At 69.0% G+C, this 26,584-nt stretch carries 21 protein-coding genes; 9 read left to right on the top strand and 12 right to left on the bottom strand.

The features are described 5' to 3' along the window. Positions 1-12: 12 nt before the first annotated feature. The 12 genes from QTH87_RS04170 to QTH87_RS04115 form a co-directional block, all read right to left on the bottom strand. The gene (locus QTH87_RS04170) at positions 13-1,638 is read right to left on the bottom strand and encodes a phospholipase D-like domain-containing protein (RefSeq protein WP_286607127.1); all 1,626 of its coding nucleotides are present in this window, start codon (positions 1,636-1,638) and stop codon (positions 13-15) included. Between the two features lie 15 nt (positions 1,639-1,653). Beyond that, on the bottom strand, positions 1,654-2,703 hold the full coding sequence (locus QTH87_RS04165) for an adenosine deaminase (protein ID WP_286607125.1): 1,050 nt from the start codon (positions 2,701-2,703) through the stop codon (positions 1,654-1,656). Beyond that, positions 2,703-3,710, bottom strand: coding sequence for a Rieske 2Fe-2S domain-containing protein (locus QTH87_RS04160; protein WP_286607124.1), 1,008 nt, complete (start codon positions 3,708-3,710; stop codon positions 2,703-2,705). The genes QTH87_RS04165 and QTH87_RS04160 overlap by 1 nt, the downstream gene beginning before the upstream one ends. Before the next feature lie 70 nt (positions 3,711-3,780). Next, on the bottom strand, positions 3,781-4,950 hold the full coding sequence (locus QTH87_RS04155) for a BMP family ABC transporter substrate-binding protein (protein ID WP_286607121.1): 1,170 nt from the start codon (positions 4,948-4,950) through the stop codon (positions 3,781-3,783). A gap of 53 nt (positions 4,951-5,003) precedes the next feature. Then, on the bottom strand, positions 5,004-5,924 hold the full coding sequence (locus QTH87_RS04150; protein ID WP_286607119.1) for an ABC transporter permease: 921 nt from the start codon (positions 5,922-5,924) through the stop codon (positions 5,004-5,006). Between the two features lie 88 nt (positions 5,925-6,012). After that, positions 6,013-7,170 carry an ABC transporter permease gene (locus tag QTH87_RS04145; RefSeq protein WP_286607117.1) on the bottom strand — a complete coding sequence of 386 codons (1,158 nt, stop codon included), beginning with the start codon at positions 7,168-7,170 and terminating at the stop codon, positions 6,013-6,015. Next, positions 7,163-8,707 (bottom strand): ABC transporter ATP-binding protein, encoded by a 1,545-nt coding sequence (locus QTH87_RS04140; RefSeq protein WP_286607114.1) that lies wholly within the window; start codon positions 8,705-8,707, stop codon positions 7,163-7,165. The genes QTH87_RS04145 and QTH87_RS04140 overlap by 8 nt, the downstream gene beginning before the upstream one ends. A 40-nt stretch (positions 8,708-8,747) precedes the next feature. Beyond that, a complete protein-coding gene (locus QTH87_RS04135) occupies positions 8,748-10,100 on the bottom strand; it encodes an NCS2 family permease (protein ID WP_286607112.1) in 1,353 nt (450 codons plus the stop codon). 79 nt (positions 10,101-10,179) lie between these two features. After that, positions 10,180-11,160, bottom strand: coding sequence for a LysR family transcriptional regulator (locus tag QTH87_RS04130; RefSeq protein WP_286607110.1), 981 nt, complete (start codon positions 11,158-11,160; stop codon positions 10,180-10,182). Between the two features lie 73 nt (positions 11,161-11,233). Continuing rightward, entirely contained in the window at positions 11,234-13,660 is a 2,427-nt protein-coding gene (xdhB, locus tag QTH87_RS04125; protein WP_286607109.1) for a xanthine dehydrogenase molybdopterin binding subunit, read from the bottom strand. 14 nt (positions 13,661-13,674) lie between these two features. Then, positions 13,675-15,246 carry a xanthine dehydrogenase small subunit gene (gene xdhA, locus QTH87_RS04120; protein ID WP_444812737.1) on the bottom strand — a complete coding sequence of 524 codons (1,572 nt, stop codon included), beginning with the start codon at positions 15,244-15,246 and terminating at the stop codon, positions 13,675-13,677. Between the two features lie 144 nt (positions 15,247-15,390). Beyond that, positions 15,391-16,302 carry a LysR family transcriptional regulator gene (locus QTH87_RS04115; protein WP_286607105.1) on the bottom strand — a complete coding sequence of 304 codons (912 nt, stop codon included), beginning with the start codon at positions 16,300-16,302 and terminating at the stop codon, positions 15,391-15,393. Positions 16,303-16,395: 93 nt separating this feature from the next. On the opposite strand from QTH87_RS04115, the gene QTH87_RS04110 reads away from it, so the two are divergent. The 9 genes from QTH87_RS04110 to QTH87_RS04070 all read left to right on the top strand — a co-directional run bounded on the left by QTH87_RS04110 (position 16,396) and on the right by QTH87_RS04070 (position 26,582). After that, positions 16,396-17,595, top strand: coding sequence for a PQQ-dependent sugar dehydrogenase (locus QTH87_RS04110; RefSeq protein ID WP_286607103.1), 1,200 nt, complete (start codon positions 16,396-16,398; stop codon positions 17,593-17,595). Further along, positions 17,592-18,302, top strand: coding sequence for a c-type cytochrome (locus QTH87_RS04105; protein ID WP_286607102.1), 711 nt, complete (start codon positions 17,592-17,594; stop codon positions 18,300-18,302). The genes QTH87_RS04110 and QTH87_RS04105 overlap by 4 nt, the downstream gene beginning before the upstream one ends. Positions 18,303-18,314: 12 nt before the next feature. Then, positions 18,315-20,468: a thiamine pyrophosphate-dependent enzyme gene (locus tag QTH87_RS04100; RefSeq protein WP_286607100.1), complete on the top strand. Its 2,154-nt coding sequence runs from the start codon at positions 18,315-18,317 to the stop codon at positions 20,466-20,468. A gap of 1 nt (position 20,469) precedes the next feature. Beyond that, positions 20,470-22,104 carry an indolepyruvate oxidoreductase subunit beta family protein gene (locus QTH87_RS04095; RefSeq protein ID WP_286607098.1) on the top strand — a complete coding sequence of 545 codons (1,635 nt, stop codon included), beginning with the start codon at positions 20,470-20,472 and terminating at the stop codon, positions 22,102-22,104. A gap of 122 nt (positions 22,105-22,226) precedes the next feature. Next, positions 22,227-23,267, top strand: a complete 1,041-nt coding sequence (locus tag QTH87_RS04090; protein WP_286607097.1) for a TRAP transporter substrate-binding protein — start codon at positions 22,227-22,229, stop codon at positions 23,265-23,267. Positions 23,268-23,304: 37 nt separating this feature from the next. Beyond that, a complete protein-coding gene (locus tag QTH87_RS04085; protein WP_286607095.1) occupies positions 23,305-23,835 on the top strand; it encodes a TRAP transporter small permease in 531 nt (176 codons plus the stop codon). A 79-nt stretch (positions 23,836-23,914) separates the two neighbouring features. Next, the gene (locus QTH87_RS04080; protein ID WP_286607093.1) at positions 23,915-25,216 is read left to right on the top strand and encodes a TRAP transporter large permease; all 1,302 of its coding nucleotides are present in this window, start codon (positions 23,915-23,917) and stop codon (positions 25,214-25,216) included. After that, positions 25,216-25,629 (top strand): acyl-CoA thioesterase, encoded by a 414-nt coding sequence (locus tag QTH87_RS04075; protein ID WP_286607092.1) that lies wholly within the window; start codon positions 25,216-25,218, stop codon positions 25,627-25,629. Before QTH87_RS04080 ends, QTH87_RS04075 begins: the two co-directional genes overlap by 1 nt. A 107-nt stretch (positions 25,630-25,736) precedes the next feature. Further along, positions 25,737-26,582, top strand: a complete 846-nt coding sequence (locus QTH87_RS04070) for a caspase family protein (RefSeq protein WP_286607091.1) — start codon at positions 25,737-25,739, stop codon at positions 26,580-26,582. Positions 26,583-26,584 lie beyond the last annotated feature (2 nt).

Genomic DNA, 26,584 nt, shown 5'->3' with positions numbered 1-26,584 from the left:
GGGCCCGGAGGCTCAGAAAAGGTCCTGGTTGACCAGCGGCAGCAGCAGCCAGAACTGCAGCCGGTAGCGCCAGTCGTCGCCGGGCTCCACGCGGTGGATCTTCTGGCTGCCGTCGGCTTCGGTCGCGATCCATTCGGTGTGATTTCCCTCGGGCGACAGCCGCAGCCGATAGGCGCCGGCCGCGAGCCGCTGCCCCAGCAGGTCGGCGACCGTGTAGGCGATCTCGTGGCTGTCGATGACCACGCCGATCTCGGTGTTCTCGAGCGCCGAGCGGCCATCGAGGTTCATCGACCCGATGAAGACCAGGCGCTCGTCGATCACCGCCACCTTGGCGTGCAGCCGGCTGATCGACTGGTGGAAGGCCCCGCCCAGGTCATCGGTCATGCGGCTCAGCTCGGGGCCCAGCTCGAAGATCTGCACGCCGGCCTCGAGCATGGCCTTGCGGTACTTCGCGTATTCGGCATAGGCCAGCGGTTCGTCGGTGGAACCGAGCGAATTGGTGACCAGCACGATGCGGCCGTTGGCCTGCGTCGCGCCGGCCTTGCGCATCATCGCCATGCCGCGTTCGCCTGGGATGAAGTACGGCGACACGATCCGCACCTGTTCCCGCGCCTCGGCGAACAGCGCCATGGTCTGGTGGTTGACGCTGACCTCGGCCACCGCGGGCGTGAAGCCCAGTGCCTTGGCCGGGCTGTCCGCGAAGACGCGCGCGGTCGCGATCGTCTGCACCAGGCGCCCGGCCGCGAGCTGCTGCGCCACCGGCACCGCACCGAGGATGTCACGTGGCCTCTCGGTGACCGGTTCGCCGGCCTGGGCCACCAGTGCATCGAAGCGCGCGCGCCGCTCGGCCGCCGACGCCGGTGCCGCCAGTTGGTCGACCGGCCGCACCTGCGGGCTGTTCCAGAAGCTGTCGAAGACGGCCGAGAGCTTCGGCACCACGGCGCCCGTGGACAGCACGTCGAGATCGATGAAATTGGCCTCCCTGCTCTGCATGAAATAGGGATTCGCCATGTTCCGCCCGCCCGACACCGAGACTGCGTTGTCGGCCACGAAGAGCTTGTTGTGCATGCGGCGGTTGATGCGTTCGAAATCGTCGGCCGAGCGCAGCACCCGCCAGACCAGCGAGGACGAGCGCGAGGGCAGCGGATTGAACAGCCGCACCTCGACGTTCGGGAAGGCGGCCAGGCCGGCCAGCAACGGGTCTTCCCCGCCGGCATAGATGTCGTCGACGATAAGCCGCACGCGCACGCCGCGCGCGGCGGCGTCGCGCAGCTCGCGCAGGAACTGCAGGCCGACGCGGTCGCTGGCGATCAGGTAGTACATCGCGTCGACGGACTGCTGCGCATTGCGCGTCAGCGCGATGCGCGCATTGAAGGCGGTGCCGCCCTCGGGCAGCAGCCGGAAGCCCGAGATGACGGCGGCGTCGCCTGCGGGCAGCGAGTCGCGTGCGATGGCGCCCAGCCGGGTCTGCGCGCCAGGCTGGATCGCCGACGAAGGCGCGTCGGGCCGTACCGGCGGCAACTGCGCGCAGCCCGCCAGCAGGGCGACGAGAGCGGCCAGCGCGACCCACACCAGCTGCCGGCTCCGGCGCGCGCCGTGCATTGCGAATGCCGCCCTGAGAAACGAGGAATTCGGCATGCCGGCGGCCCGCCTTCAGGCGAAGGTGGCGAAGGCGGCGTTCAGACGGTCCATGTAGGCGCGCTTGGCAGCGGCATCGGCGAAGCTGCCCTCGAAGCTGTTGGCCGCCAGCTGCCACGCATGCCGCGCGCTGAGCCCGGTGGCGGCGAAGGTCTCGGTGAAGTTCTGGTTCATGTAGCCGCCGAAGTAGGCCGGATCGTCCGAGTTCACGGTGGCGACCAGGCCGGCGTCGAGCAGCGCGCGCAGGTTGTGCTGCGCCAGGTCCGGGAACACGCAGAGCTTGAGATTGGACAGCGGGCAGACGGTCAGCGGGATGCGGTCCTGCGCGAGCCGCTTCATGAGGGCGGCGTCCTTCGTGCTTTGCACGCCGTGGTCGATGCGCTCGACCTTGAGCACGTCGAGTGCGCTCCACACGTAGGCCGGCGGGCCCTCCTCGCCCGCATGCGCGACCAGGTGGAAGCCCAGTTCGCGGCAACGTGCGAACACGCGCGCGAACTTCTCGGGCGGATGGCCGAGTTCGCTCGAGTCGAGGCCGACGCCGATGAAGCTGTCGCGAAACGGCAGCGCCTGTTCGAGGGTGGCGAAGGCGTCCTCTTCGCTCAGGTGCCGCAGGAAGCACAGGATCAGCTCGGCATCCACGCCCAGCCTGGCCTTGGCATCGACACAGGCGCGATGCAGGCCGTCGATCACGGTCTGCATCGCGACGCCGCGCTCGGTGTGGGTCTGCGGATCGAAGAACATCTCGGTGCGCACCACGTTGTCGGCCGCTGCGCGTTCGAGGTAGGCCCAGGCCATGTCGTAGAAGTCCTGCTCCTTCAGCAGCACGCTGGCGCCCGCGTAGTAGATGTCGAGGAAGGTCTGCAGGTTGGTGAAGGCATAGGCGGCGCGCAGGTCCTCGACGCTCGCATAGGGAATGGCGACGCCGTTGCGCTGCGCCAGCGCGAAGATCAGCTCGGGCTCGAGCGAGCCTTCGATGTGGATGTGAAGCTCGGCCTTGGGCATGGCGCGCAGCAGCGCCGGCAGCCGCTCGGGCGCGATCTCCGGCAAGGTGGGTGGTGTAGTCATCAGCAGACTCCGAAGGTGATGCCACGCATTCTGAGGTGGCGGCGGTAGGTCGACGAGGCCTTGTCGGCCACGGTATGGAGTTCGGCACGCAGGTCGAGCGGCAGCGCCCTGGGGCGCTGCGATTCGAGCACCGGCCGGTCCTGCAGGAAGATCGTGTCCTGGAAGGCGCGCACCGAGGCCTCGTCGCGCTCGAAGTCCGAGGTCGCGAAGCGGAACCAGACGCGCGAGCGTTCCGGGTCGACCGGGCAGATCTGCAGCGCGATCGATTCACGGTAGCCATCGACACCGCCCACGCTCGCGGCTTCGGGCACCTTGGTCAGCACCGCCGCATAGGGCGCCGTGACCTCGTAGGCGTATTCGACCTGCGCGGGCGCGGTGGAATGAACGGTCGAGCGCGGCTGCCAGGCCTTGCAGCCGGTGGCGCGCAGGCCCTCCGGCGTGGCCTCGACGCGGTAGTCGTCGATCACGGCCATCTGGCGCGCGCCAAGCCAGCCTTCGTGCACGAAGCCGAAGTGCGCCATGTCGAGGAAGTTCTCGACCAGCCGCGGCGCGCTGGTCTCGACCTCGTACGGGCCGCAGCTGATCTTGCGCATGCGCGCATCGTCCTCGGCCGAAAAGGCCGGCAGCGCACTCGGCGCGGCAGCCTCGGCCGGCGGCTCGAGCCGGACCCAGACCAGCCCCTGCGCCTCGACCGCCTCGTGCGCCACGGCCCGGTGCGTGGCCGGTGGCACGAAGCCCGGCAGCGCGGGCACATGGGTGCAGCGGCCACCGGCCTCGAAGCGCCAGCCGTGATACGGGCATTCGAGCGCCTTCGCGCCATTGCAGTCGACGACGCGCCCGAGCGAGAGCTGCGCGCCGCGGTGCGGGCAGCGGTCGGCCCAGGCATGCACCCGGGCGGCCTCGTCGCGCCACAGCACCAGGTTCTCGCCCAGCAGGCGCGCCGGCAGCGGCGTCGCCGCGACTTCCTCGGCCAGCACCACCGGGTGCCAGAGTTGTCTTTCGATCATCGTGGGGCCCCAAACGAAAAAGGGTTGCCCGGGGGCAACCCTTTGCGCCGGAATATATCCGGAGCGCGGCTTACTTCTTGTCGCCGCCCGGCACCTTGCCTTCGACGCCCTTGACGTAGAAGTTGACGCCGGAGAGGAACTTGTCGTCGGCCACGGCACCGGCCGCGACCACTTCCTTGCCTTCCTGGTCGACGATCGGGCCCTTCCAGATCGAGAAGCTGCCGTCCTTCAGGCCCTTCTTGATCTCTTCGACCTTGGCCTTGGTCTCGGCCGGAATGTCCTCGGCCATCGACACCAGGTCGATCGCGCCTTCCTTGACGCCCCACCAGGTCTGGCCCGTGGCCCACTTGCCGTCCAGCATGTCCTGCGTGGCCTTGGTGTAGTACGGGGTCCAGTTGATGATGGCCGAGCCCAGGTGGGCCTTGGGACCGTAGGCGGTCATGTCGGAATCCCAGCCGAAGGCGCGCTTGCCCTTTTCCTGCGCGGTCTTGAGCACGGCCGGGGAATCGGTGTTCTGGAACAGCACGTCGGCGCCGCCGTTGATCAGGGCCGTGGCGGCCTCGGTTTCCTTGGGCGGGCTGAACCATTCGTTGACCCACACCACCTTGGTCGTGACCTTCGGGTTGACCGACTGCGCGCCCAGCGTGAAGCTGTTGATGTTGCGCAGCACCTCGGGGATCGGCACCGAGCCGACTACGCCGAGCGTGTTGCTCTTGGTCATCGCGCCCGCGATCACGCCGGCCATGTAGGCACCCTCGTAGGTGCGGCTGTCGTAGGTGCGCATGTTGTCGGCCGTCTTGTAGCCGGTGGCGTGCTCGAACTTCACGTCCTTGTTGTCGGCCGCGACCTTGAGCATCGGCTCCATGTAGCCGAAGGTGGTGCCGAAGATCAGCTTGTTGCCCTGGCCCACCATGTCGCGGAACACGCGCTCGGCGTCGGCGCTCTCGGGCACGCTCTCGACGAAGGTGGTCTTGATCTTGTCGCCGAATTCCTTCTCGATCGCCTTGCGGGCGTTGTCGTGCGCGAAGGACCAGCCGCCGTCGCCCACCGGGCCGACGTAGGCGAAGGCGATGTTGAGCGGCGCGGCCGGAGCCGGTGCGGCGGCAGCGGGCGCCGGGGCTGCGGGCGCAGCGGCCGGGGCAGCCGCCTCTTCCTTCTTGCCGCAACCGATGAGCGCGGCCGAAGCCACGGTGGTCAGGGCGGCGAGCTTGAGCAGGGAACGCTTGTTCAGATCGATCATTGTTTGGAATCCTCGAAGGACAGGTTGGCGGAGAAACAAAACGAAACGCGAGATTATGAGCCGGGGTAGAACGGTTTTCCGATAGAAGCCGGCATGTTCACGCGGATGAATGCCGGGTTGCGCGAGATCAGGGCCAGCACCACGATCGGCGCGATGTAGGTCAGCATGCTCAGGAACTGGCTCGGGATGTTGACACCGGTGCTCTGCAGGTGGAAGCCCAGCATCGAGACGCCGCCGAACAGGTAGGCGCCCAGCAGCACCCGCACCGGCCGCCAGGTCGCGAAGGTGGTCAGGGCCAGCGCGATCCAGCCGCGGCCCGCCACCATCCCCTCGACCCACAGCGGCGTGTACACCGTCGACAGGTAGGCGCCCGAGAGTCCGCATAGCGCGCCGCCCGCGATCACCGCCAGGAAGCGGATGCGCCGCACCGGATAGCCCAGCGCATGCGAGGACTCGGGCGATTCGCCGACGGAGCGCAGCACCAGGCCGGAGCGCGTGCGGTACAGGAACCAGATCAGCCCGATCGTGAGCACGACCGCGAAATAGACCATCGGATGGTGGCGGAACAGCGCCGGGCCCAGCAGCGGGATGTCGCCCAGCACCGGCAGCGCGTACGAGATGCTCTCGGGCAGCTTGGCCTGCACGAAGTTGATGCCCACGAAGGCCGAGAAGCCGACGCCGAACAGGCTCAGCGCGAGCCCGGTCGCGTACTGGTTGGTGTTGAGCCAGATCACGAGCACGCCGAAGAAGGCCGCGAGCAGCGCCCCGGCCAGCATGCCGGCCAGGAAGCCGAGCCAGGCGTTGCGCGTGACCACGACGGTGGCGAACCCCGCGATCGCGGCGCACAGCATCATGCCCTCGGCCCCGAGGTTCACGATGCCGGCCTTCTCGTTGATCAGGAGGCCCAGCGCCGCGATGGCGAGGACCGTGCCGGCGCTCAGCGTGGAGCCGAGCAGAAGTGCGTAGCTTTCCATCATGCCTCCCGACGGGCCGCCGCTAGGGAGGCATGCGCCCCCTCGGGGGGCAGCGAATACACGAAGTGATGAGCGTGGGGGTTCATGGTCATGCGGCTCCTTCGGTGGGACGGGCCACCGGTGCGGTGAGTGGGGTACTCGCTTGAAGTGAGCCGGTGCCGGAAGAAGACGCCGCCGCAGCGGTCTTCACCGCCGACTTGCGCTTGATGCGATAGGCGATCAGCGTGTCGCAGGCCAGCAGCGTGAACAGCAGCAGGCCCTGGAACACGCCGGTCAGCGACTTGGGCAGACCGAGCCGCGACTGGGCCAGTTCGCCGCCGATGTAGAACATGCTCATGAGGATGGCCGAGAAGATCATGCCGACCGGATGCAGCCGGCCGACGAAGGCCACGATGATCGCGGCGAAGCCGTAGCCGGCGGGCACGTAGGGCGTGAGCTGGCCGATCGGGCCTGCGACCTCGAGCGCCCCCGCGAGGCCGGCGGCGCCGCCCGAGGTGAGCAGCGCGATCCACACCGCGCGCCGGGCCGAGAAGCCCGCGTAGCGGGCGGCTGCCGGCGCCAGGCCGCCCACCTGCTGGGCAAAGCCGGCGCGCGTGCGGAACAGGAACACCCACAGCGCCGCCGAGCCGGCCAGCGCGATCAAGAGGCCGATGCTCACGCGCGAACCCTTGATGAGCCGCGGGATCTGCGTCACCGCATCGAAGGTCTTGGTCTGCGGGAAGTTGTAGCCCTGCGGGTCCTTCCATGGGCCGTAGACCATGTAGCCCAGCAGCAGCACTGCCACGTAGACCAGCATCAGGCTCACGAGGATCTCGTTGGCATTGAACTTGTCGCGCAGGAAGGCCACGATGCCGGCCCAGACCATGCCGCCCAGCACGCCCGCGACCAGGATCGCGCCCACGATCCAGCCGCCGGTCGACTTGTCGGCCAGGAGCGCGACGCCGCCGGCCGCGATGGCGCCGAACACGAACTGCCCTTCGGCGCCGATGTTCCAGACGTTGGAGCGGAAGCACACCGCAAGGCCGAGCGCGATGATCAGCAGCGGCGTCGCCTTGACCATCAGCTCGCCGAGCGCGTAGCCGCTCTTGATCGGCTCCCAGAAGAAGACCGCGAGGCCCTTGATCGGGTCCTTGCCGAGCAGCGCGAACAGCGCCATGCCGATCAGCACCGTGATCAGCAGCGCGAGGATCGGCGAGCCGTAGCTCCAGAAGCGCGAGAGCTGGGGGCGGGGTTCGAGCTTAAGCATGGGCCACCTCCTCCGGGCTTGCGCGGCCGGCGTGGGAGGCAGTGTCCCAGAGGCCGCTCATCCATTCGCCGATCTGCGGCACCGTCGCCGCGGCGCGGTCGATCGAGGGCGACAGCCGTCCCTTGGCGATCACGTGCAGCCGGTCGCTGATCTCGAACAGCTCGTCGAGCTCCTCGCTGACCACCAGCACCGCGCAGCCGGCATCGCGCAGCGCGAGGATCTCGCCGCGGATCAGTGCCGCCGCGCCGACGTCCACGCCCCAGGTGGGCTGCGAGACGATGAAGATCTTCGGATTCGCATCGATCTCGCGGCCGACGATGAATTTCTGCAGGTTGCCGCCCGACAGCGAACGCGCTGCCGCGCCCGGGCCACCGGCCTTGACGTTGAAGCGGCGGATGATCTCGCTCGCGTGCTGCTGCAGCGCGCCGGTGCGAATCCAGCCGCCGCGGCCGACTGCGTTGCTGCGCGTGAGCAGCATGTTCTGCGCGAGACCGAGCGTCGGCACGGCGCCGCGTCCCAGCCGTTCCTCGGGCACGAAGTGCAGGCCCAGCGCGCGCCTGCGCCGCGGCCGGAAGTGCGCCGCCGGTGCGCCGAAGACCTCGATCATGCGGGCCTCGGCGCGTGTGTCCTCGCCCGAGAGCGCATAGAGCAGTTCCTTCTGACCGTTGCCCGAGACGCCGGCGATGCCCACCACCTCGCCGGCCCGGACGTCGAGCGAGATGCCCTCGAGATCGACACCGAACTGGTCCTCGCGCGCCAGGCTCAGTCCCTGCACGCGCAGCGCCACGCCGCCCACCTTCGAGGGCCGGTGCTGCAGCGGCGGCGGTTCGGCGCCGATCATGAGCCGCGACAGCGATTCGTTCGATTCCTGCTGCGGATTGCAAACGCCCGTGACCTTGCCGCCGCGCAGCACGGTGCAGGCGGTGCACAGCTCGCGGATCTCGTGCAGCTTGTGGCTGATGTAGAGGATGCTGCAGCCCTCGGAAGCCAGCTTCTTGAGCACCACGAACAGCTTCTGCACTGCCTGCGGCGTCAGCACCGAGGTCGGCTCGTCGAGGATCAGCAGCTTGGGGTCGGTCAGCAGCGCGCGGATGATCTCGACCCGCTGCATCTCGCCCACCGACAGCGTGTGCACCGGCCGCTGGGGATCGATGTCGAGGCCGTACTCCGCCGCCTTGGCCTGGACCCGGCGCGCCACCTCTGCCAGCGCCAGACTCTTGTCGAGGCCGAGCCATACGTTCTCGGCCACGGTCAGGGTGTCGAACAGGCTGAAGTGCTGGAACACCATGCTGATGCCGAGCGCACGGGCCTCCTGCGGATTGCGCACGTTCACCGGCTGGCCGTTGAACATCACGCTGCCCTCGTCGGGCTTGACCGAGCCGTAGATGATCTTCATCAGGGTCGATTTGCCGGCGCCGTTCTCGCCGAGCACCGCGTGGGTCTCGCCCGGCGCAACCGTGAGCGACACATCGCTGTTGGCGACCACCGCGGGGTAGCGCTTGGTGATGTGCGCGAGCTGGAGTCTTTGGATTGTCATGCCTGTGCCTGGCCTTTTCGTTTTTAGCGACGCATTGTCGTCAGTGTCCGCCGATGTAAATGAACTTGAACAGGAAAACGCCACCGATCAGCCACACCATCCAGTGGACCTCGCGGGCGCGCCCGGTGAACAGCTTCAGCACCGCGTAGGTGATGAAGCCGAAGGCCAGGCCGTTGGCGATCGAATACGTGAAGGGCATCACCAGCGCGGTGATCGCGGCCGGAATGACCTCGGTGGTTTCGTTCCAGTCGAGCTCGGTCAATTCCCTAAGCATCAAACAGGCCACGAACAGCAGCGCGGGCGCCGTGGCATAGGCGGGCACCGCGCCGGCCAGCGGCGAGATCACCAGCGCGGCGAGGAAGAGCACCGCCACGGTGAGCGCCGTGAGCCCGGTGCGGCCGCCGGCCTGCACGCCGGCCGCGCTCTCCACGTAGGCCGTGGTGCTCGAGGTGCCGAGCAGCGAGCCCGCGAAGATCGCGCCGCTGTCGGCCAGCAGCGCCTTGTTGAGCCGGTCCATCTTGCCCGGCACCAGCAGGCCGGCACGCCGCGCCACGCCCATCAGCGTGCCGGTGGCATCGAACAGCTCGACCAGGAAGAACACCAGGATCACGTTCAGGATGCCGCCCGTGAGCGCGGCCTTGATGTCGAGCTGCAGGAAGGTCGGCGCGATCGACGGCGGCATCGCGAACACGCCGCGGAAGATGTTGCCGCCGAAGAAGAACGAGGCCACCGTGACCGCCACGATGCCGATCAGGATTGCGCCGGGCACCTTGAGGCGGTCCAGCACCACGATGGTGAAGAAGCCCAGCACCGCGAGCACGGCCTGCGGCGTGTGCAGGTCGCCGAGCGTGACGAAGGTGGCCGGCGATGCCGCCACGATGCCCGCGCTCTTGAGCGCGATGATCGCGAGGAACAGGCCGATGCCGACCGTGATCGCGATCCGGATCGAATGCGGGATGCCGCGGATGATCAGCTCGCGCAGCTTGAAGACCGTGACCAGCAGGAACAGGCAGCCCGAGACGAACACCGCGCCCAGGGCCGCCTGCCAGGTGAAGCCCATCTGGCCCACCACGACGTAGGCGAAGTAGGCGTTGAGCCCCATGCCGGGCGCCAGCGCGATCGGGTAGTTGGCGTAGAAGGCCATGATGCCGGTGCCGAGCGCGGCGATCAGGCATGTGGCGACGAACACCGCCTCCTTCGGCATGCCCGCGTCGCCGAGGATCGACGGGTTGACGAAGATGATGTAGGCCATCGTCAGGAAGGTGGTGAGGCCCGCCACCAGCTCGGTTCGCACCGTGGTGCCGTGCTCCCTGAGCTTGAAGATGCGCTCGATCCAGCCGCGCGCGGGTTCGGCTTGCCCGCGCGGGTCGAGCACCTGTTCTGTCCGGTTCATCGTCTCTTGTCTCCGTATTTTTTGGGGTCCGTGGCGTGTCTGTCGAAGCTCGCGACGCCGGCGCGAGAAAAAGTGCGTCCTATCCCGGGTCGGCGGGGGCGACGGCGCCGGCCGATGCGATCGCGGCGGGCGGTGGCCTGAGCGAAGCGGCCACCGACTTGATGCGCTCGCGCAGCCAGCGCGCCGAGCTCGAGGAATGGGTGCGCTCGTGCCAGAGCTGGTAGTACATGAGCCGCGGCAGCGCGATCGGGCAGTCGAGGATCGCCACCGGCAGGCGCTCGAGAAAGCGCTCGCAATACTGGCGGCCCGTGACCAGCACCAGCAGGCTCGAGGCCACCATGTCGGGGATCAGGCCGAAGTGCGCGCAGCGCGCCGTGATGTTTCGCTGCCGGCCCATCTCGTCGAGCATCTGGTCGATGATGCCGCGGCCGCCCGGATGCATCGGCGTCGGCGCGATGTGCTCGGCCGCGAGCCAGCTGTCCAGGTCCCAGCCGCGGCGCACCGCGGGATGGTCCTTGTTGACCAGCGAGACGATCTCGTCGCCGAACAGCCGCGCCATGTGCAGGTCCTCGGGCGGCTTGAGCCAGTTGCCGATGACCAGGTCGAACTGCCCCAGCGACAGGTGCGTGTGGTAGTCCGAATCGGAAGACAGCGCATGGATCTCGATGCGGCACAGCGGCGCCTGGCTCTTGATCTGCGCCACCAGCATCGGCAGGAACTGCGGGTCGAGGTAGTCGCTCGCGGCGATGCGGAAGGTGGTGGCGGCGGTCTGCGGGTCGAAGCCGCGCGCATCGCTGAACAGCACCTCGGCCGAACGCAGGATCTCGGCCGCGGGCTCGATCATGCGCAGCCCGGCGTCGGTGGGGACCATGCCCGAGCCCGAGCGCACCAGCAGCGGATCGCCCGACAGCTCGCGCAGCCGCTTGAGGGCGGCCGAGACGGCGGGCTGGTACATCCCCAGTCGGATGGCGGCTCGCGAAACGCTGCGGTCGGTCAGCACGGTATGAAGTACCCGGATCAGGTGAAGGTCGATCTTGTCTAGAAGTGCCTGGTCTCTCATGGCTGCCCACCGTGGTCTGAAAAGTGCGGGCAGTTATACACAGTCACGTCGCGTCATTCACATGGGCCATCCCTCAGGCGCCCGCCTGCTGCACCGCGGTGATGGCGCGCAGGATCGATTCGCTGGTGGCCGGCGCCGACAGCGGCGGATCGCTGCGGTGCTCGCCCGCGGCCGACACCGCATCGCGGATGGCGAAGAAGACCGAGAACGGCAGCAGCAGCGGCGGCTCTCCGACCGCCTTGCTGCGGTGGATCGAATCCTCGAAGTTCTGGCCATCGAACAGCCGCACGTTGAAGACCGGCGGGCAGTCGTTGGCGGTCGGGATCTTGTAGGTGCTCGGCGCGTGCGTGGTGAGCAGCCCGGTCTTGGGGTGCCAGACCAGCTCCTCGGTCGTGAGCCAGCCCATGCCCTGGATGAATGCGCCCTCGACCTGGCCGATGTCGACCGCGGGATTCAGCGACTTGCCGGCGTCGTGCAGAATGTCGGCGCGCAGCAGCTTCCATTCGCCCGTGAGCGTGTCCACGATGACCTCGCTGACCGCCGCGCCATAGGCGAAGTAGTAGAAGGGGCGTCCGAACATCCTGTCCTTGTCCCACGAGAGGCCGGGCGTGGCGTAGAAGCCGTCCGACCACAGCTGCACGCGGTCGAGGTAGGCCTCGCCGACCACGGTGGCGAAGCTCAGGCTGCGCCCGGCGACCTCGACCTTGTCGTTGGCGAAGCGGACTTCCTCGGCCGTGCCGCCGTGGCGCGCGGCAGCGCAGGCGGCCAGCCGTTCGCGGATCTGGCGCGCCGCATCCTGCGCCGCCTTGCCGTTGAGGTCGGCGCCGGTCGATGCCGCGGTGGCCGATGTGTTGGCGACCTTCTGGGTGTCGGTGGCCGTCACCTTGACACTGTCGAAGCTCACGCCGAGCTCGTGCGCCACCACCTGCGCCACCTTGGTGTTGAGGCCCTGCCCCATCTCGGTGCCGCCGTGGTTCACGAGGATCGAGCCGTCGGTGTAGACATGGACCAGCGCCCCGGCCTGGTTGAAGTGCTTGACGTTGAACGAAATGCCGAACTTGAGCGGCGCCAGCGCGATGCCGCGCTTGAGCACCGGGCTTGCGGCATTGAAGGCCGCGGCCTCTTCGCGCCGCGCGCGGTAGTCGCTGGTCTGCTCCAGCTCGGCCACCAGCTCGTGGATGATGTTGTCGCTGACCGTCTGGCCGTAGGGCGTCACGTTGTTCTCGCCCTTGCCGTAGAAGTTGGCGCGCCGCACGTCGAGCGGATCACGGCCCAGTTCGCGCGCCACGCTGTCGAGGATGTTCTCGATCGCGATCGCGCCCTGGGGGCCGCCGAAGCCGCGGAAGGCGGTGTTGCTCTGCGTGTTGGTCTTGCCCGAGAACCCGTGCATGGCCACGTCCGGCAGCCAGTAGGCGTTGTCGAAGTGGCACAGCGCGCGCGTCATGACCGGACCCGACAGGTCGGCCGAGTGGCCGGCGCGCGAGACCATCGTGATCTCGGCGCCGAGGATGCGGCCCTCGTCGTCGTAGCCGACCTCGTATTCGTACCAGAAGCAGTGGCGGCGGCCCGTGATCATGAAGTCGTCGTCGCGGTCCAGCCGCAGCTTGACCGGGCGCTGCAGCTTGTGGGCCGCCACCGCGGCGACGCAGGCGAACAGGCCCGACTGCGATTCCTTGCCGCCGAAGCCGCCGCCCATGCGCCTGCATTCGACCTGCACCTCGTTGGCGTGCAGATGCAGCGCGTGCGCGACCAGGTGCTGCATCTCGCTCGGATGCTGGGTCGAGCAATGCACGTGCATCGCGCCGCCCTCCTTCGGGATCGCGTAGCTGATCTGGCCTTCGAGATAGAACTGCTCCTGGCCGCCGACGTCGAGCTGCGCCTTGTGACGGTGCGGCGCCCGCGCGATCGCGGCCTGGGCGCCGCCCTCGCCGGTGCTGCGCACCAGGTGCATCGGCGGCACCACGTACTGGCCCCTGGCGTGGGCGTCCTGCGGCGTCAGCACCGGCGGCGCGGCCTCGATGTCGAGCACGCTCTTCGCACGCGCCGCGGCCCGGCGCGCGATGTCGCGCGTCTCGGCGATCACCGCGAACACCGGCTGGCCCAGGTAGCGGATGTCGCCCGCGCAGAGGATCGGATCGTCGTGGATGATCGAGCCGCAGTCGTTGCTGCCCGGGATGTCGCTCGCGGTCAGCACCGCCACCACGCCCGGCAGCGCGCGGATCGCCGCCAGGTCCATGCCCTTGAGCCGGCCGTTGGCGACCGGCGAGAGGCCCAGCGCGCAATGCAGCGTGCCCGCGAGTTCCGGGATGTCGTCGATGTAGGTGGCTTCGCCCGCCACATGCAGCCGGGCCGATTCGTGCGGCCGGCTGATGCCGACGCGGGCGCCGCCATCGTGCGCACGCGCCTCGGCCTTGGCGTCGATGCGCGCGGCCGTGTTGGCGACGTAGTCGGCAAAGGCCTCGGCCGACTGGAACAGGCTGGGATCGAGGGGTTTGTTCATTTCAGGCCTCCTTTTCAGGCTCGGGCCGCGGCGTGCGGCATCACGCTCCAGACGCTGGTGGCTTCCACGGGCAGCGGATCGGCCGTGCGGGTCTCGAGCCACAGGCGCTGCAGCAGGTTCTGCGCCACCTGCAGGCGGTAGTCGGCACTGGCGCGCATGTCGCTGAGCGGCTTGAAGTCCTGCGCCAGCGCGAGCTTGGCGGCATTGACGCTGCCCTGGCTCCAGGGCTTGCCGACCAGCGCGGCCTCGGCCTGCACGCCGCGCTTGACGGTCGCCGCCATGCCGCCGAAGGCCAGGCGCACTTCCCTGACCACGTCACCATCCAACTCGATCGCGAAGCCCGCGCACAGCGCCGAGATGTCGCAGTCGAAGCGCTTGCTGATCTTGTAGGCCCGGACCTGGCGCCGCAGGGCCGAGAGCGGCAGTGCGAGGCCCTGCACGAACTCGCCGGGCTCGAGCCGGTTCTTCATGTAGTCGACGTAGAAGTCAGGCAGCGGCATGCGCCGCACGCGATCGCCACGACGCAGCTCGATCTGGGCGTCGAGCGCCATCAGCACCGGCGGCGAATCGCCGATCGGCGAGCCGTTGGCGACGTTGCCGCCCATGGTGCCGGCATGGCGGATCGGCGGCGAGGCGAAGCGCAGCCAGACGTCGGTCAGGCTGGGCACGCGTGCGACCAGCGCGGCGAAGGCGCTCTCGAGCGAGGCACCGGCGCCGATGTAGAGCTCGTCGGCGCGCTCCTCGATCGTCTTCATCTCGGCCACGTCGCCGACGAAGATGATCTCGCCGAGGTCGCGGAACTGCTTGTTGACCCACAGGCCGACGTCGGTCGAGCCCGCCAGCAGCTGGGCGGCCGGCCTGGCCTCGCGCAGCGCCGCCAGCTCGGCCAGCGTGGTCGGGGCATGGAAATGATCGATGCGCTGGCCCAGCGGCGCCGCGTATTCGAAGGTCCGGTCGCGGCGCAGGCTCTCGAGCGCCTGCACCACCGGCTCGGTCGCCAGCCGGACGCCGGGCAGGTCGAACATCCGCTGGCCAGCGTCGAGGATCGGGCGATAGCCGGTACAGCGGCAGAGGTTGCCCGAGAGGTCGTCGGCCAGCTGCTGGCGCGTGGGCCGCGTGCCTTCGGCCTGGTGATGCTCGTAGCTGGACCACAGTGACATCACGAAGCCCGGCGTGCAGAAGCCGCACTGCGAGCCGTGGCAGTCGACCAGTGCCTGCTGCACCGGATGCAGGCGCTGCACCGGGTGCTTGTCGTTCTGGGCCGGGTCGCTGGCCTTGCCGCACTGGGGCTTGAGGTCTTCCACCGTGAACAGCGCCTTGCCGTGCAGCGTGGGCATGAACTGGATGCACGCGTTGACGGTCGACAGGCGCAGCCCGCCCACGGCATCCTTGGCGCCGGGCTCGGCCAGCTCGCCGATCACCACGGTGCATGCACCGCAATCGCCCTCGTTGCAACCCTCTTTGGTGCCGGTGCAGCGCGCATCCTCGCGCAGCCAGTCGAGCACCGAGCGGGTCGGGTGAACGCCGCTCACGTCGACGATCCGGCCGCGGTGGAAGAAGCGGATGGGTTGGGTGTTCGGGGTCATGCTCAATCTCGTGGGGCGACTCGGGGTGACGTTCAAAAAACGGGCCAACCGGACATTAGGGCCTGGCGCGGCCCGAGGCATATGTTCGCCCCCATAGGGCCTATGTGGCGAGCGGTATGTAACGGGTGGGAAAACCCTCGGTTCTCAGCCCTGCACGAACAGCTCCTGGATGACCCCGCGCAGCCAGCGGTTCGCAGCGTCCGCCTCGAAGCGCCGGCTCCAGTGCAGCGAGACGCTGAAGTCGCGCAGCGGAAAGGCCGGCTCGACGATGGCGTAGCCGCCCTCCTGCGCGAAGCCGCGCGCGATGTTGCGCGGCATCACCACCGCCAGGTCGGTCGCCCGCACGATCGCCGGCAGCACCATGAAATGCTCGGTCGTGAGCCGCACCCGGTCCTCGAGATTGAGCAGCTGCAGGATGCGCAGCGTCTCGGCATGGGTGCGCACCGCCACGTATTCCAGGGTCTGCAAGGCGTCGAGCAGCGCGCGGCTGCCACGCCTTCCGCGCGTGAAGGGATGGCCCTCGCGCAGCAGCACGATGTAGCGGTCCTTGAGCAGATGGACGCGCCGGGTGTCGCGCACCTTGGGCAGGAAGCCGAAGGCGAAGTCGATGCGCCCGTTGTCGAGCGCCGGCGCGATGTCGGCCGGCTGCAGCGGCTGGGTCTCCAGCCGCACGCCGGGCGCCTGCGCGCCGAGCCGCGCCATCAGCAGCGGCAGGAAGCGGCCTTCGCCGATGTCGCTCATGTGGATGCGGAAGACCTTGCGCGAGGCCGAGGGCTCGAAGCGGTCGGGCTCGTTGAGCGCTTCCTCGAGCGTGCCCAGCGCCGCCTGCACCGCGACCGCCAGGCGGTCGGCGCGCGGGGTCGGCGCCACGCCGCCCGGGCTGCGCGTGAACAGCGCGTCGTTGAGCAGCAGCCGCAGCCGGCCCAGGCCGTGGCTGGCGGCCGGCTGAGTCAGGCCGAGCGACTCCGCGGCCCGGCTCACGCTGCGTGCGCGATAGACCGCATCGAAGAGCCGCAGCAGGTTCAGGTCGATGGCATCGATATGCATGACATTCATATTGCTTAGTCCGATTATTTTATTGATGCCCGCATCCGGCGCCGCGACACTGGCACCCGGCCCAGCGCCGACCCACGAGAAGGAGACAAACACATGAGCACGATGCGTCAACGCGCGGCACTCGCCGTCCTCTTTTGCGCGGCCTCTGCCGCGTGGGCCCAGCAGCCGCCGGCCGAAGAGCCCGGGTGGGCCAAGGGCCGCCCCAAGACCGAGGCCGCCGGCCGCATGGCGCCGGTGCCGGCGTTCCCGATCCCGACCGCGGCCGACCAGCTGCCCACCGCAAAGTTCAAGCTGCCGCCGGGCTTCAAGGTCGAGACCTGGGCGCCCGGGGTGCTGGACGCACGCGCGCTGCGCCAGGGCCCGGACGGCACCGTGCTCGTGAGCACGCTGTTCGTCGGCAACAAGGTCTACGCCATCGCCGAGGAGAAGGGCAAGCGCGCGCCGCAGACCGTGATCGACAAGATGGAGTTCGCGACCGGCATCGAGTACAACAAGGGCTCGCTGTACGTCGCCACCAACAAGCAAATCCTGCGCTACGACAACGTGGCCGGCAAGCTCGACAAGCTCGGCGCCCCGGTGGTGCTCAGCGACAAGCTGCCGGGCGGCCAGGACCACAGCTGGCGCTACCTGCGCATCCACGGCGACAAGCTCTACTACGCGGTCGGCGCGCCCTGCAACCTGTGCGACCCCGACGAGCGGCATGCGCGCATCTTCCGCATGAACCTCGACGGCAGCAACGTCGAGACCGTGGCGCGCGGCGTGCGCAACACGGTGGGCTTCGACTTCGATCCAAAGACCGGCAACCTCTGGTTCACCGACAACGGCCGCGACTGGTTCAGCGAATCGCTGCCCAACGACGAGCTCAACCAGATCACGGCCAAGGACCAGCACTTCGGCTTCCCGTACTGCCACCAGGGCAACATCCTCGACAGCGAGTTCGGCTGGGGCAAGAGCTGCGACGAGTTCGCGAAGCCGGCCGCGCTGCTGGGCCCGCACGCCGGCGCGCTGGGCCTCACCTTCTACCGCGGCAAGATGTTCCCGGCCAAGTACCAGGGCGCGATGTTCATCGCCCGCCACGGGCCCTGGAACCGCTCGGTCAAGTACGCCGACATCGCCGTCGCATGGCCCGACGGCAAGGGCGGCGCGCGGGTCGAGCCATTCATGACCGGCTTCGTCGAGAACAACGCCTACCTGGGCCGTCCGGTCGACTTCCTGGTGCTCAGGGACGGCTCGATGCTGGTCAGCGACGACCACGCAGGCGCCATCTACCGCATCAGCTACGGCGGCAAATGAGGCGCGTGGGCCGGGCCGCGGCAATCACCTGCGCGCTTGCGGCCACGCTGTCCGCCGGGCTCGGCATCCCGCTGCCCGCACAGTCCCAGGCGCAGCCGAAGCCGCAGGCCCAGAACAAGCCTGCAGCGGCCGCACCGGCCGCACCCGCGGCCACCGGCTCCGCTTCCTATGCGCAGCGCTTCGCCTCCCTGTGCGCGGCCTGCCACGGCGCCAACGGCCGCAGCGAGATGCCGGGCACGCCGGCGCTCGCAGGCCAGCATTCGTTCTACGCGATCACGCAACTCTTCCTGTTCCGCGAGGGCCGGCGCGGCAACGAGGCGATGTCGGCCGTTGCCAAGACGATGAGCGACGCCGACCTGCGCGGCTTCTCCGAGTACATCGGAACCCTGCCGCCGGTGCCCGCGCCGCCGCCCGCCACGCCGCCCGACGCCGCCCGCATGCTGCGCGGCCAGGCGCTGGCGCAGGAGCACCGCTGCGTCAACTGCCACGGGGCGGATTTCAGCGGCGGCCAGCAGGTGCCGCGCATCGCGCAGCAGCGCGAGGACTACCTGCAGCTCACGCTGCGCGAATTCAGCACGGGCAAGCGCCCGGGCTACACGCAGGCGATGGGCGCGGCACTCAGCGGCATCCCGGTCGCCGACCTCGACACCCTCGCCTACTACCTCGCGCGCTTCCCGGGCCCGGGCGGCGCGCCCGGCGGCAAATAGGAGCACCCGGTCTTGGAAGTCTCATTCAGCAAGGAGATCGAGGCCCTGCGCCTGGGCGCCGGCGACACCTTCCATGGCGAGGGCATCCTCGCGATCACCAAGGGCCTGCTGCAATCGGGCGTGGCCTACGTCGGCGGCTACCAGGGCGCGCCGGTGTCGCACCTGCTCGACGTGATGGTCCAGGCCAAGCCCTACATGGACCAGCTCGGCGTGCACGTGGAGGCCTGCTCGAACGAAGCCTCGGCCGCCGCGATGCTCGGCGCCTCGATCCACTACCCGCTGCGCGGCGCGGTGACGTGGAAGTCGATCGTCGGCACCAACGTGGCGGCCGACGCGCTGTCGAACCTGTCGTCGCCGGGCGTGCGCGGCGGCGTGCTGATCGTGGTCGGCGAGGACTACGGCGAAGGCGCCTCGGTGATCCAGGAGCGCACCCATGCCTACGCGCTCAAGTCCAGCATGTGCCTGCTCGACCCGCGGCCCGACCTGGGCGTGATGGTGGACATGGTCGAGCACGGCTTCCGGCTGTCCGAGGCATCCAGCATGCCCTGCATGATGGAACTGCGCATCCGCACCTGCCACGTGCGCGGCAGCTTCGAATGCAAGGACAACCAGCCACCCGCGATCTCCACGCGCACGCTGATGGCCGAGCCCGCCGGCTTCGACTACATGCGGCTCGCACATCCGCCCGTGACCTTTCGCCACGAGAAGCTCAAGGGCGAGGAGCGGCTGCCCGCGGCCCGCCGCTACATCGCCGAGCACCGGCTCAACGAGCAGATCCCCGGGCGCCATGAATCGCTCGGCATCGTGGTGCAGGGCGGCCTCTACAACGCGCTGATCCGCAGCCTGCAGCAGCTGGGCCTGGCCGACGCCTTCGGCGCCACCGACATCCCGCTGCTGGTGCTCAACGTCGCCTATCCGCTGGTGCCGGAGGAAGTCGCGGACTTCTGCGCGCACAAGCTCGCCGTGCTGGTGGTGGAGGAAGGCCAGCCCGAATACATCGAGCAGGAGATCGCCACGCTGCTGCGCCGCCGCGACATCCGGACCGCGCTGCACGGCTGCGACCTGCTGCCGCCCGCGGGTGAATACGGCGTCGAGGTGCTGGCCACCGGGCTCGGCCTCTTCGTGCAGCGCCACCTGCCGGGCCATGCGCGCGATTCGGCCGAGGCCTGGCTCGATGGCAACCGCGAGCGCCGCGCCGCGGTGGCGGCCAGGCTCGGCGCGCCGCTGCCGAACCGGCCGCCGAGCTTCTGCATCGGCTGCCCCGAGCGGCCGGTGTTCGCCGCGCTCAAGCTCGCGCAGCAGGACAGCGGCCCGGTGCACATCGCGGCCGACATCGGCTGCCATGCCTTCGGCACCTTCGAGCCCTTCTCGATGGGGCATTCGATCCTGGGCTACGGCATGAGCCTCGCGAGCCGCGCGGGCGTGTCGCCGATGATGCAGCGCCGCGCGCTGTCGATCATGGGCGACGGCGGCTTCTGGCACAACGGGCTGCTCACGGGCGTGCAGAGCGCGCTCTTCAACGGCGACGATGCGGTACTGCTGATCTTCAAGAACGGCTACACCTCGGCCACCGGCACGCAGGACATCATCTCGACCCCCGGCGACGACGTGAAGGAACGCGCGGCCGACAGGCAGCAGAGCCTGGTCGACAAGAACCAGACCATCGAGGCCACCCTCAAGGGGCTCGGGGCGCAGTGGCTGCGCACGGTCCACACCTACGACGTGGCGAAGATGCGCAAGACGCTCAACGAGGCCTTCACGAGCGACTTCGACGGCCTCAAGGTGATCATTGCCGAAGGCGAATGCCAGCTCGAGCGGCAGCGCCGCATCAAGCCCTGGATCGCGGGCCTGCTGCGGCGCGGCGAGCGCGTGGTGCGCGTCAGGTACGGCGTCGACGAGGACGTCTGCAACGGCGACCATGCCTGCATCCGGCTGTCGGGCTGCCCGACGCTCACGGTGAAGGACAACCCCGATCCGCTCAAGGTCGACCCGGTGGCCGTGGTGATCGACGGCTGCGTGGGCTGCGGCCTGTGCGGCGCCAACGCGCATGCGGCCACGCTGTGCCCGAGCTTCTACCGCGCCGAGGTGGTGCAGAACGCGAAGTGGCACGAACGACTGCTGCACGCCCTGCGCGGCGCCGTGGTGCGCGCCATGCAACCCGCCTGAGATGGCAAACGGCACCCGACCGATCACCCTCCTCGTCTGCGCGCTCGGCGGCGAAGGCGGTGGCGTGCTCAGCGAATGGCTGGTCGACATCGCGCGCCATGCGGGCTACGCGGCGCAGAGCACCTCGATCCCCGGCGTCGCGCAGCGCACGGGCGCGACCACCTACTACATCGAGGTGTTCCCGCTGCCGCTGGCCGGGCTCGCAGGGCGCAAGCCGGTCTTCAGCCTGAGCCCGGTGCCGGGTGCGCTCGACGCGATCGTCTCGTCCGAGCTGCTCGAGACCGTGCGCCAGATCGGCAACGGCATGAGCGCGCCGCAGCGCACGCTGGTGATCAGCTCGACCGGGCGCACGCTGACGACCGCCGAACGCATGCAGCCTGGCGACGGCCGCGCCGACGCCGCACGGTTCGTCGAGGTGGTCAAGGCCTTCAGCCGCGAGCATCACCTGTTCGACATGGGCGCCGCGGCGCGCGAGGCCGGCACCGTGGTCAGCGCCGTGATGCTCGGCGCGATCGCGGGCAGCGGTCTCTTTCCTTTTCCGCGCGCGGCTTTCGAGGCCGTGGTGCGTGGCAGCGACACGCAGGCGCCCGAGAAGCTCGGCGCGATGGCGGCCGCCAGCCTGCGCGGCTTCGCGAGCGCATTCGACGCCGTGCAACGGCCGCGTGAACAGGCCGCGATGGTCGCGCGCCTGCTGGCCGATGACGACGAGACCGCGCACCGGGCGGAAGGCGGCCTGCCCTTGAATCCTGCCCTGCCGGCCGAGGTCGCCGCGCGCTTTCCTCCCGCGCTGCACGGCCTGCTTTCGCTCGGCCATGCGCGCGTGCTCGACTACCAGGACCCGGCCTATGCCGCGCTCTACGTCGAGCGGCTGCAGCAGGTGCTCGAGGCCGAGCGCAGCATCGATCCGGCCGGCGCCCGCGGCTTCGCCGTGACGCACGAGATGGCGCGCTGGCTCGCGCTCTGGATGGCCTTCGACGACATCGTGCGGGTGGCAGAGCTCAAGAGCCGCGCGAGCCGCACGCGCCGCGTGCACGCCGAGGTCAAGGCCGGCGAGACGGACATCGTCAAGGTCTGGGACCACTTCAAGCCCGGCGCCCCCGAGTTCGCGGCCCTGCTGCCGCCCGCGCTTGCACGGCGCCTGCTGGCATGGGACCGGCGCCGCGCGACGCCGTGGGCGCTGCCGCTCAAGGTCGGCAGCCACTCGGTCGCGGGCATGGCCTCGCTGCGCTTGCTGGCGTCGCTCCGCTGGCTGCGCAGGCGCGGCCAGCGCTTCGGCGAAGAGCAGGCGCTGATCGCCCGCTGGCTGGACGCGGTGATCGCAGGCTGCCGCAGCGACTGGCGGCTGGGCCACGAGATCGCGCTCTGCGGCCGCCTGATCAAGGGCTACGGCAGCACCAACGAACGCGGCAAGGCCAACCTGCTGCACGTGATCGACCAGCTCGCGATCGCGCCGCTGCCCGACGGCGCGCCCGAGGCGCGAGCGCGCGCGATCGCAGCTGCGCGTGAGGCCGCGCTGGCCGACGAGGCCGGCAACGCCCTCGATGCCGAACTGGTGCGCCATGGCGCGCCGCCGCGGCCCGTGAAGGAACAGCCGATCCGCTGGATGAAGCGCAGGCCGGAGGCCGCGCCGCGTTGAGCGGGCGCGCAACGCCACTCAAGGTAAATGCCGATGCACGCGCTGCAGATTCTTATAAAAAATAACCGGATTGCATGCGCGTACCGGTTCGAAGACTCAACGACAACAGCCAGGAGACAGCCATGACTTTGCATTCCGCCCAGCCGCTCGGACGAGCGGCCCTCGCACTCTGCGCCGCCCTCGCGCTGGCCGCCGGGCCCGCGCTGTCGCAGGACAAGCCGGTCAACCTCAAGATGTCGAGCTGGGTGCCCGCGCAGCATCCGCTCAACCCGTCGCTGCAGGCCTGGGCGGACGACATCAAGAAGGCATCGAACGGCACCATCACCGCCACGCTGTTCCCCTCCGAGCAGCTCGGCAAGGCCTTCGACCACTACGACATGGCGCGCGACGGCATCGCCGACTTCGCCTACATCAACCCCGGCTACCAGCCGGGCCGCTTCCCGATCATGGCCGGCGCGTCGCTGCCCTTCCTGTTCGCCAACGGCAAGGGCGGCTCGGCCGCGATCGACGAGTGGTACCGCCAGTACGCAGCCAAGGAGATGAAGGACGTCAAGTTCTGCTTCGCCTTCGTGCACGACCCCGGCACCTTCCACGCACGCAAGAAGATCACGCTGCCGACCGACATCAAGGGCATGAAGATCCGGCCTGCCACGAGCACCATCGGCCAGATGGTCACCTCGCTGGGCGGCACCAACGTGCAGGCCTCCGCGCCCGAGTCGCGCGACATGCTCGAGCGCGGCGTGGCCGATGCGATCACCTTCCCGTGGGGCTCGATCGGCCTGTTCGGCATCGACAAGGTCGTGAGCTATCACATGGACGTGCCGCTCTACGTCACGCCCTTCGTCTGGGCCATGAACCAGAGCAAGTACGACAGCATGTCGCCGGCGCAGAAGAAGGTGATCGACGACCACTGCACCAGCGAATGGGCCGAGAAGGTGGCGGCGCCCTGGGCCGATTTCGAGTTCGCGGGCCGCGCCAAGATCGCGGGCCAGGCCGGCCACGAGATCTACAAGCTCACGCCCGAGCAGCTCGACGCCTGGCGCAAGGCCACCGCCCCCGGCGAGGCCCAGTGGGCCGAGGGCGTGAAGAAGGTCGGGCAGGATCCGAAGGCCGTGATGGACGCGCTCAAGGCCAGCCTGGCGAAGAACAAGTCGGCGCTCTGACCCGGGCGAGGCACGAACGATGGCCAGCGGAGATGCGATGAAGACGCCGAGGCCGCGCGTCGGGTTCATGGACCGCATGATCAACTCGATCGAGTGGCTCGCCGCCATGTTCGTGGGCATCGTCGCGCTCAACATCTTCCTCGCGGTGGTGCTGCGCAAGTTCTTCGACACCTCGATTCCCGATTCCTACGACTTCGGCCGCATGCTGCTGGGCATCCTGATCTTCTGGGGCATCGCGGCGACCAGCTACCGCGGCGGGCACATCACGGTCGACCTGGTGTGGACCGCGGCCGGGCCGCGCATGAAGCGCTGGATCGACGTCTTCGCCACGCTGGTGCTGCTGTTCGTGGTCGCGGTGCAGACCGCCATGCTGTTCGACAAGGTGCGCAGCACCTACGTCGATAACGTGCTGACCTACGACATGAACATCCCGACCTGGCCCTTCTACGCAGTGGCCTGGCTCGGCGACGTCTCGGCCGTGGTGCTGATCGCGATCCGCACCTACAGGCTGATCTTCCACCCCGAGCTGCTGCATGACGAGAAGCCGGAAATGAAGGCTGATGAATGAGCACCGCCGGACCGCTCCAAGGTGCGAAGGCCCCCTCGGGGGGCAGTGAGGACACGACAGTGCCGAACGTGGGGGCCCCATGAGCACCGATGCGATCGCGGTACTGGGCTTCGTGGTGCTCTTCGCCCTGATGCTGCTGCGCGTGCCGGTGGGCATGGCGATGGGCCTGGTCGGCGTCACCGGCTATGCATGGATCGTGGGCCCGGGCCCCGCGCTCAAGCTGGTCGGCCAGACCTCGATGCGCACGGTGACCGACTACACCTTCGGCGTGATCCCGATGTTCATGCTGATGGGTGCGCTGGTGTCGGTGTCGGGCGTGAGCCGCGAGCTGTTCAAGGCCGCCAATTCGATGATCGGCCACCTGCGCGGCGGGCTCGGCGTGGCCACGGTGCTGGCCTGCGGCGGCTTTGCCGCGATCTGCGGCTCGTCGGTGGCCACGGCCGCGACCTTCTCGGCCGTGGCCTACCCCGAGATGCGCCGCTTCAACTACCCGCAGTCCTTCTCGACCGGCGTGATCGCCGCCGGCGGCACGCTGGGCGCCATCCTGCCGCCTTCCACGGTGCTCGCGGTGTACGCCATCCTCACGCAGCAGGACATCGGCAAGCTCTTCATGGCCGGCATCGTGCCCGGCATCCTGGCCATGGGGATGTACGTGCTGACGATCGCGATCATCGTGCGCGTGCGGCCCGCGTGGCTGCCCGGTGGCACGCTCAGGCCGTGGTCCGAACGGGTGGCCGACCTCAAGAACGTCTGGGCGCCGCTGGTGCTGTTCGTGTTCGTCATCGGCGGCCTCTACGGCGGCTTCTTCACGCCCACCGAGGCCGGCGGCGTGGGGGCGAGTGGTGCCTTCATCCTCGGCGTGCTGCGGCGCAAGCTCGATGGCCCGAAGATCCGCGAGGCGCTGCTGTCGGCCACGCGCACCGCCGCCGCGGTCTTCACGGTGCTGATCGGCGCGCTGCTGTTCGGCTACTTCCTGACCATCACGCAGAGCCCGCAGAAGCTCACGGAGTTCCTCACCGGCCTGGGCATCGGCCGCTACGGCGTGCTGGCGCTGATCATGCTGATGTACCTGGTGCTCGGCTGCCTGATGGACGCGATGGCGATGATCATCCTCACGGTGCCGATCATCTTCCCGGTGATCGTGGCGCTGGGCTTCGATCCGATCTGGTTCGGCGTGATCATCGTGATGACGGTGGAACTTGGCCTGATCCATCCACCCGTGGGCATGAACGTGTTCGTGATCAAGAGCGTGGTGAAGGACGTGAGCTTCACCACCATCTTCAAGGGCGTGCTGCCCTTCATCGTGACCGACATCATCCGCCTGGTGATCCTGATCGCGTTCCCGGTGATTGCGCTGTGGCTGCCGACGAAAATGGGCTGATGAGCATCCAAGTCACCTACACGGTCCGGGTCGAATTCGGCGACTGCGACCCCGCCGGCATCGTCTGGTTCCCGAACTTCTTCCGCTGGATCGATGCCGCCTCGCGCCACTTCTTCGCCGAGCGCGGCGTGCCGCGCTGGGAGGAGACTGCGCGCACCCTGGGCGTCATCGGCACGCCGCTGGTCGACACCCACACGCGCTTCGTCAAGAGCGCGAGCTACGGCGACACGCTGCAGATCGCGGTGGCGATCACCGAATGGCGCGACAAGAGCTTCGTCCAGACCTATCGCGTCACGCGTGGCGATGACCTGATCCTCGAGTGCGAGGAGGTCCGCATCTTCGCCGCCGCGCGCGAGGGTGGCGGCATCCGCGCGGTGCCGATCCCGCCCGAGATCCGGCGCCTCTGCGAATAGCGCGCACCGTCGGCGCCCTGCGCCCCTGCCGTGCGCTATACCTCCTTTGGTGGGCGCGAGCCGCGGTCCCCGCGTGTCCAATGCCGGGAGAAGACTGGAGGCATCGCATGAAGAAGCTCGCCCTGTGCATCGGCATCAACAACTATCCCGGCACCGACATGGACCTGCGGGGCTGTGTCAACGACGCCGGCGACTGGGCCGCCGAGCTTGCCAGGCGCGGCTTCAGCGTCAGCAAGCTGATCGACGAACAGGCCACCAAGGCCGGCATGGTGGAGGGCTTCCGGCGCGTGATCTCGCAGGCCGCAGCGGGTGACCTGGTGGTCATCACCTACTCGGGCCACGGCACCTACCAGTACGACACCGATGGCGAGGAGGCCGACGGCCTCGACGAGGCGCTCTGTCCCCACGACATCCGCAAGCTCGGCGCCGCACTGATCGACGACGAGATCCACGCCATCTTCAAGACCCGGCGCGAGGGCGTGCACCTGGTGCTGATTTCCGACAGCTGCCATTCGGGCACCGTCAACCGCGCGCCGCCCAGCGCCGCCGACCGCGACGCCGACCGCATGCCGCGCTTCCTGCCGATGCAGGCCTGGCTGCCGGAGGCGCGGGCCGCGTCGGCGGGCCCGAAGGGTGCGGCGCTGCCGAAGGCCGGCTCGCACGGCGGCGGTTCCGCCTTCAGGCCGAAGAACGACAAGGACGACGCGGGCGACGTGCTGCTCGCGGGCTGCGAAGAGGGCGAAGGCCACTTCAGCTACGACGCCAATTTCATGAACCGTCCCAACGGCGCCTTCACCTTCTATGCACTGAAGGCCCTGCGCACGTTGCCAGAGAAGGCCAGCTACGCCGACTGGCATGCGGCACTGGCGGACGACCTGCCCTCCACCCGCTATCCGCAGAAGCCGCAGATCCAGGGCGCCAGCGCCTCGGTGCGTCGCGCGGTGTTCGCTTGAGG

Source organism: Variovorax jilinensis, from assembly GCF_030316885.1.
In the GTDB taxonomy this organism is placed as follows: Bacteria; Pseudomonadota; Gammaproteobacteria; order Burkholderiales; family Burkholderiaceae_C; genus Variovorax; species Variovorax jilinensis.
Note: the sequence above shows the minus strand (reverse complement) of the source record. Positions and strands in the feature narration are given on the sequence as shown.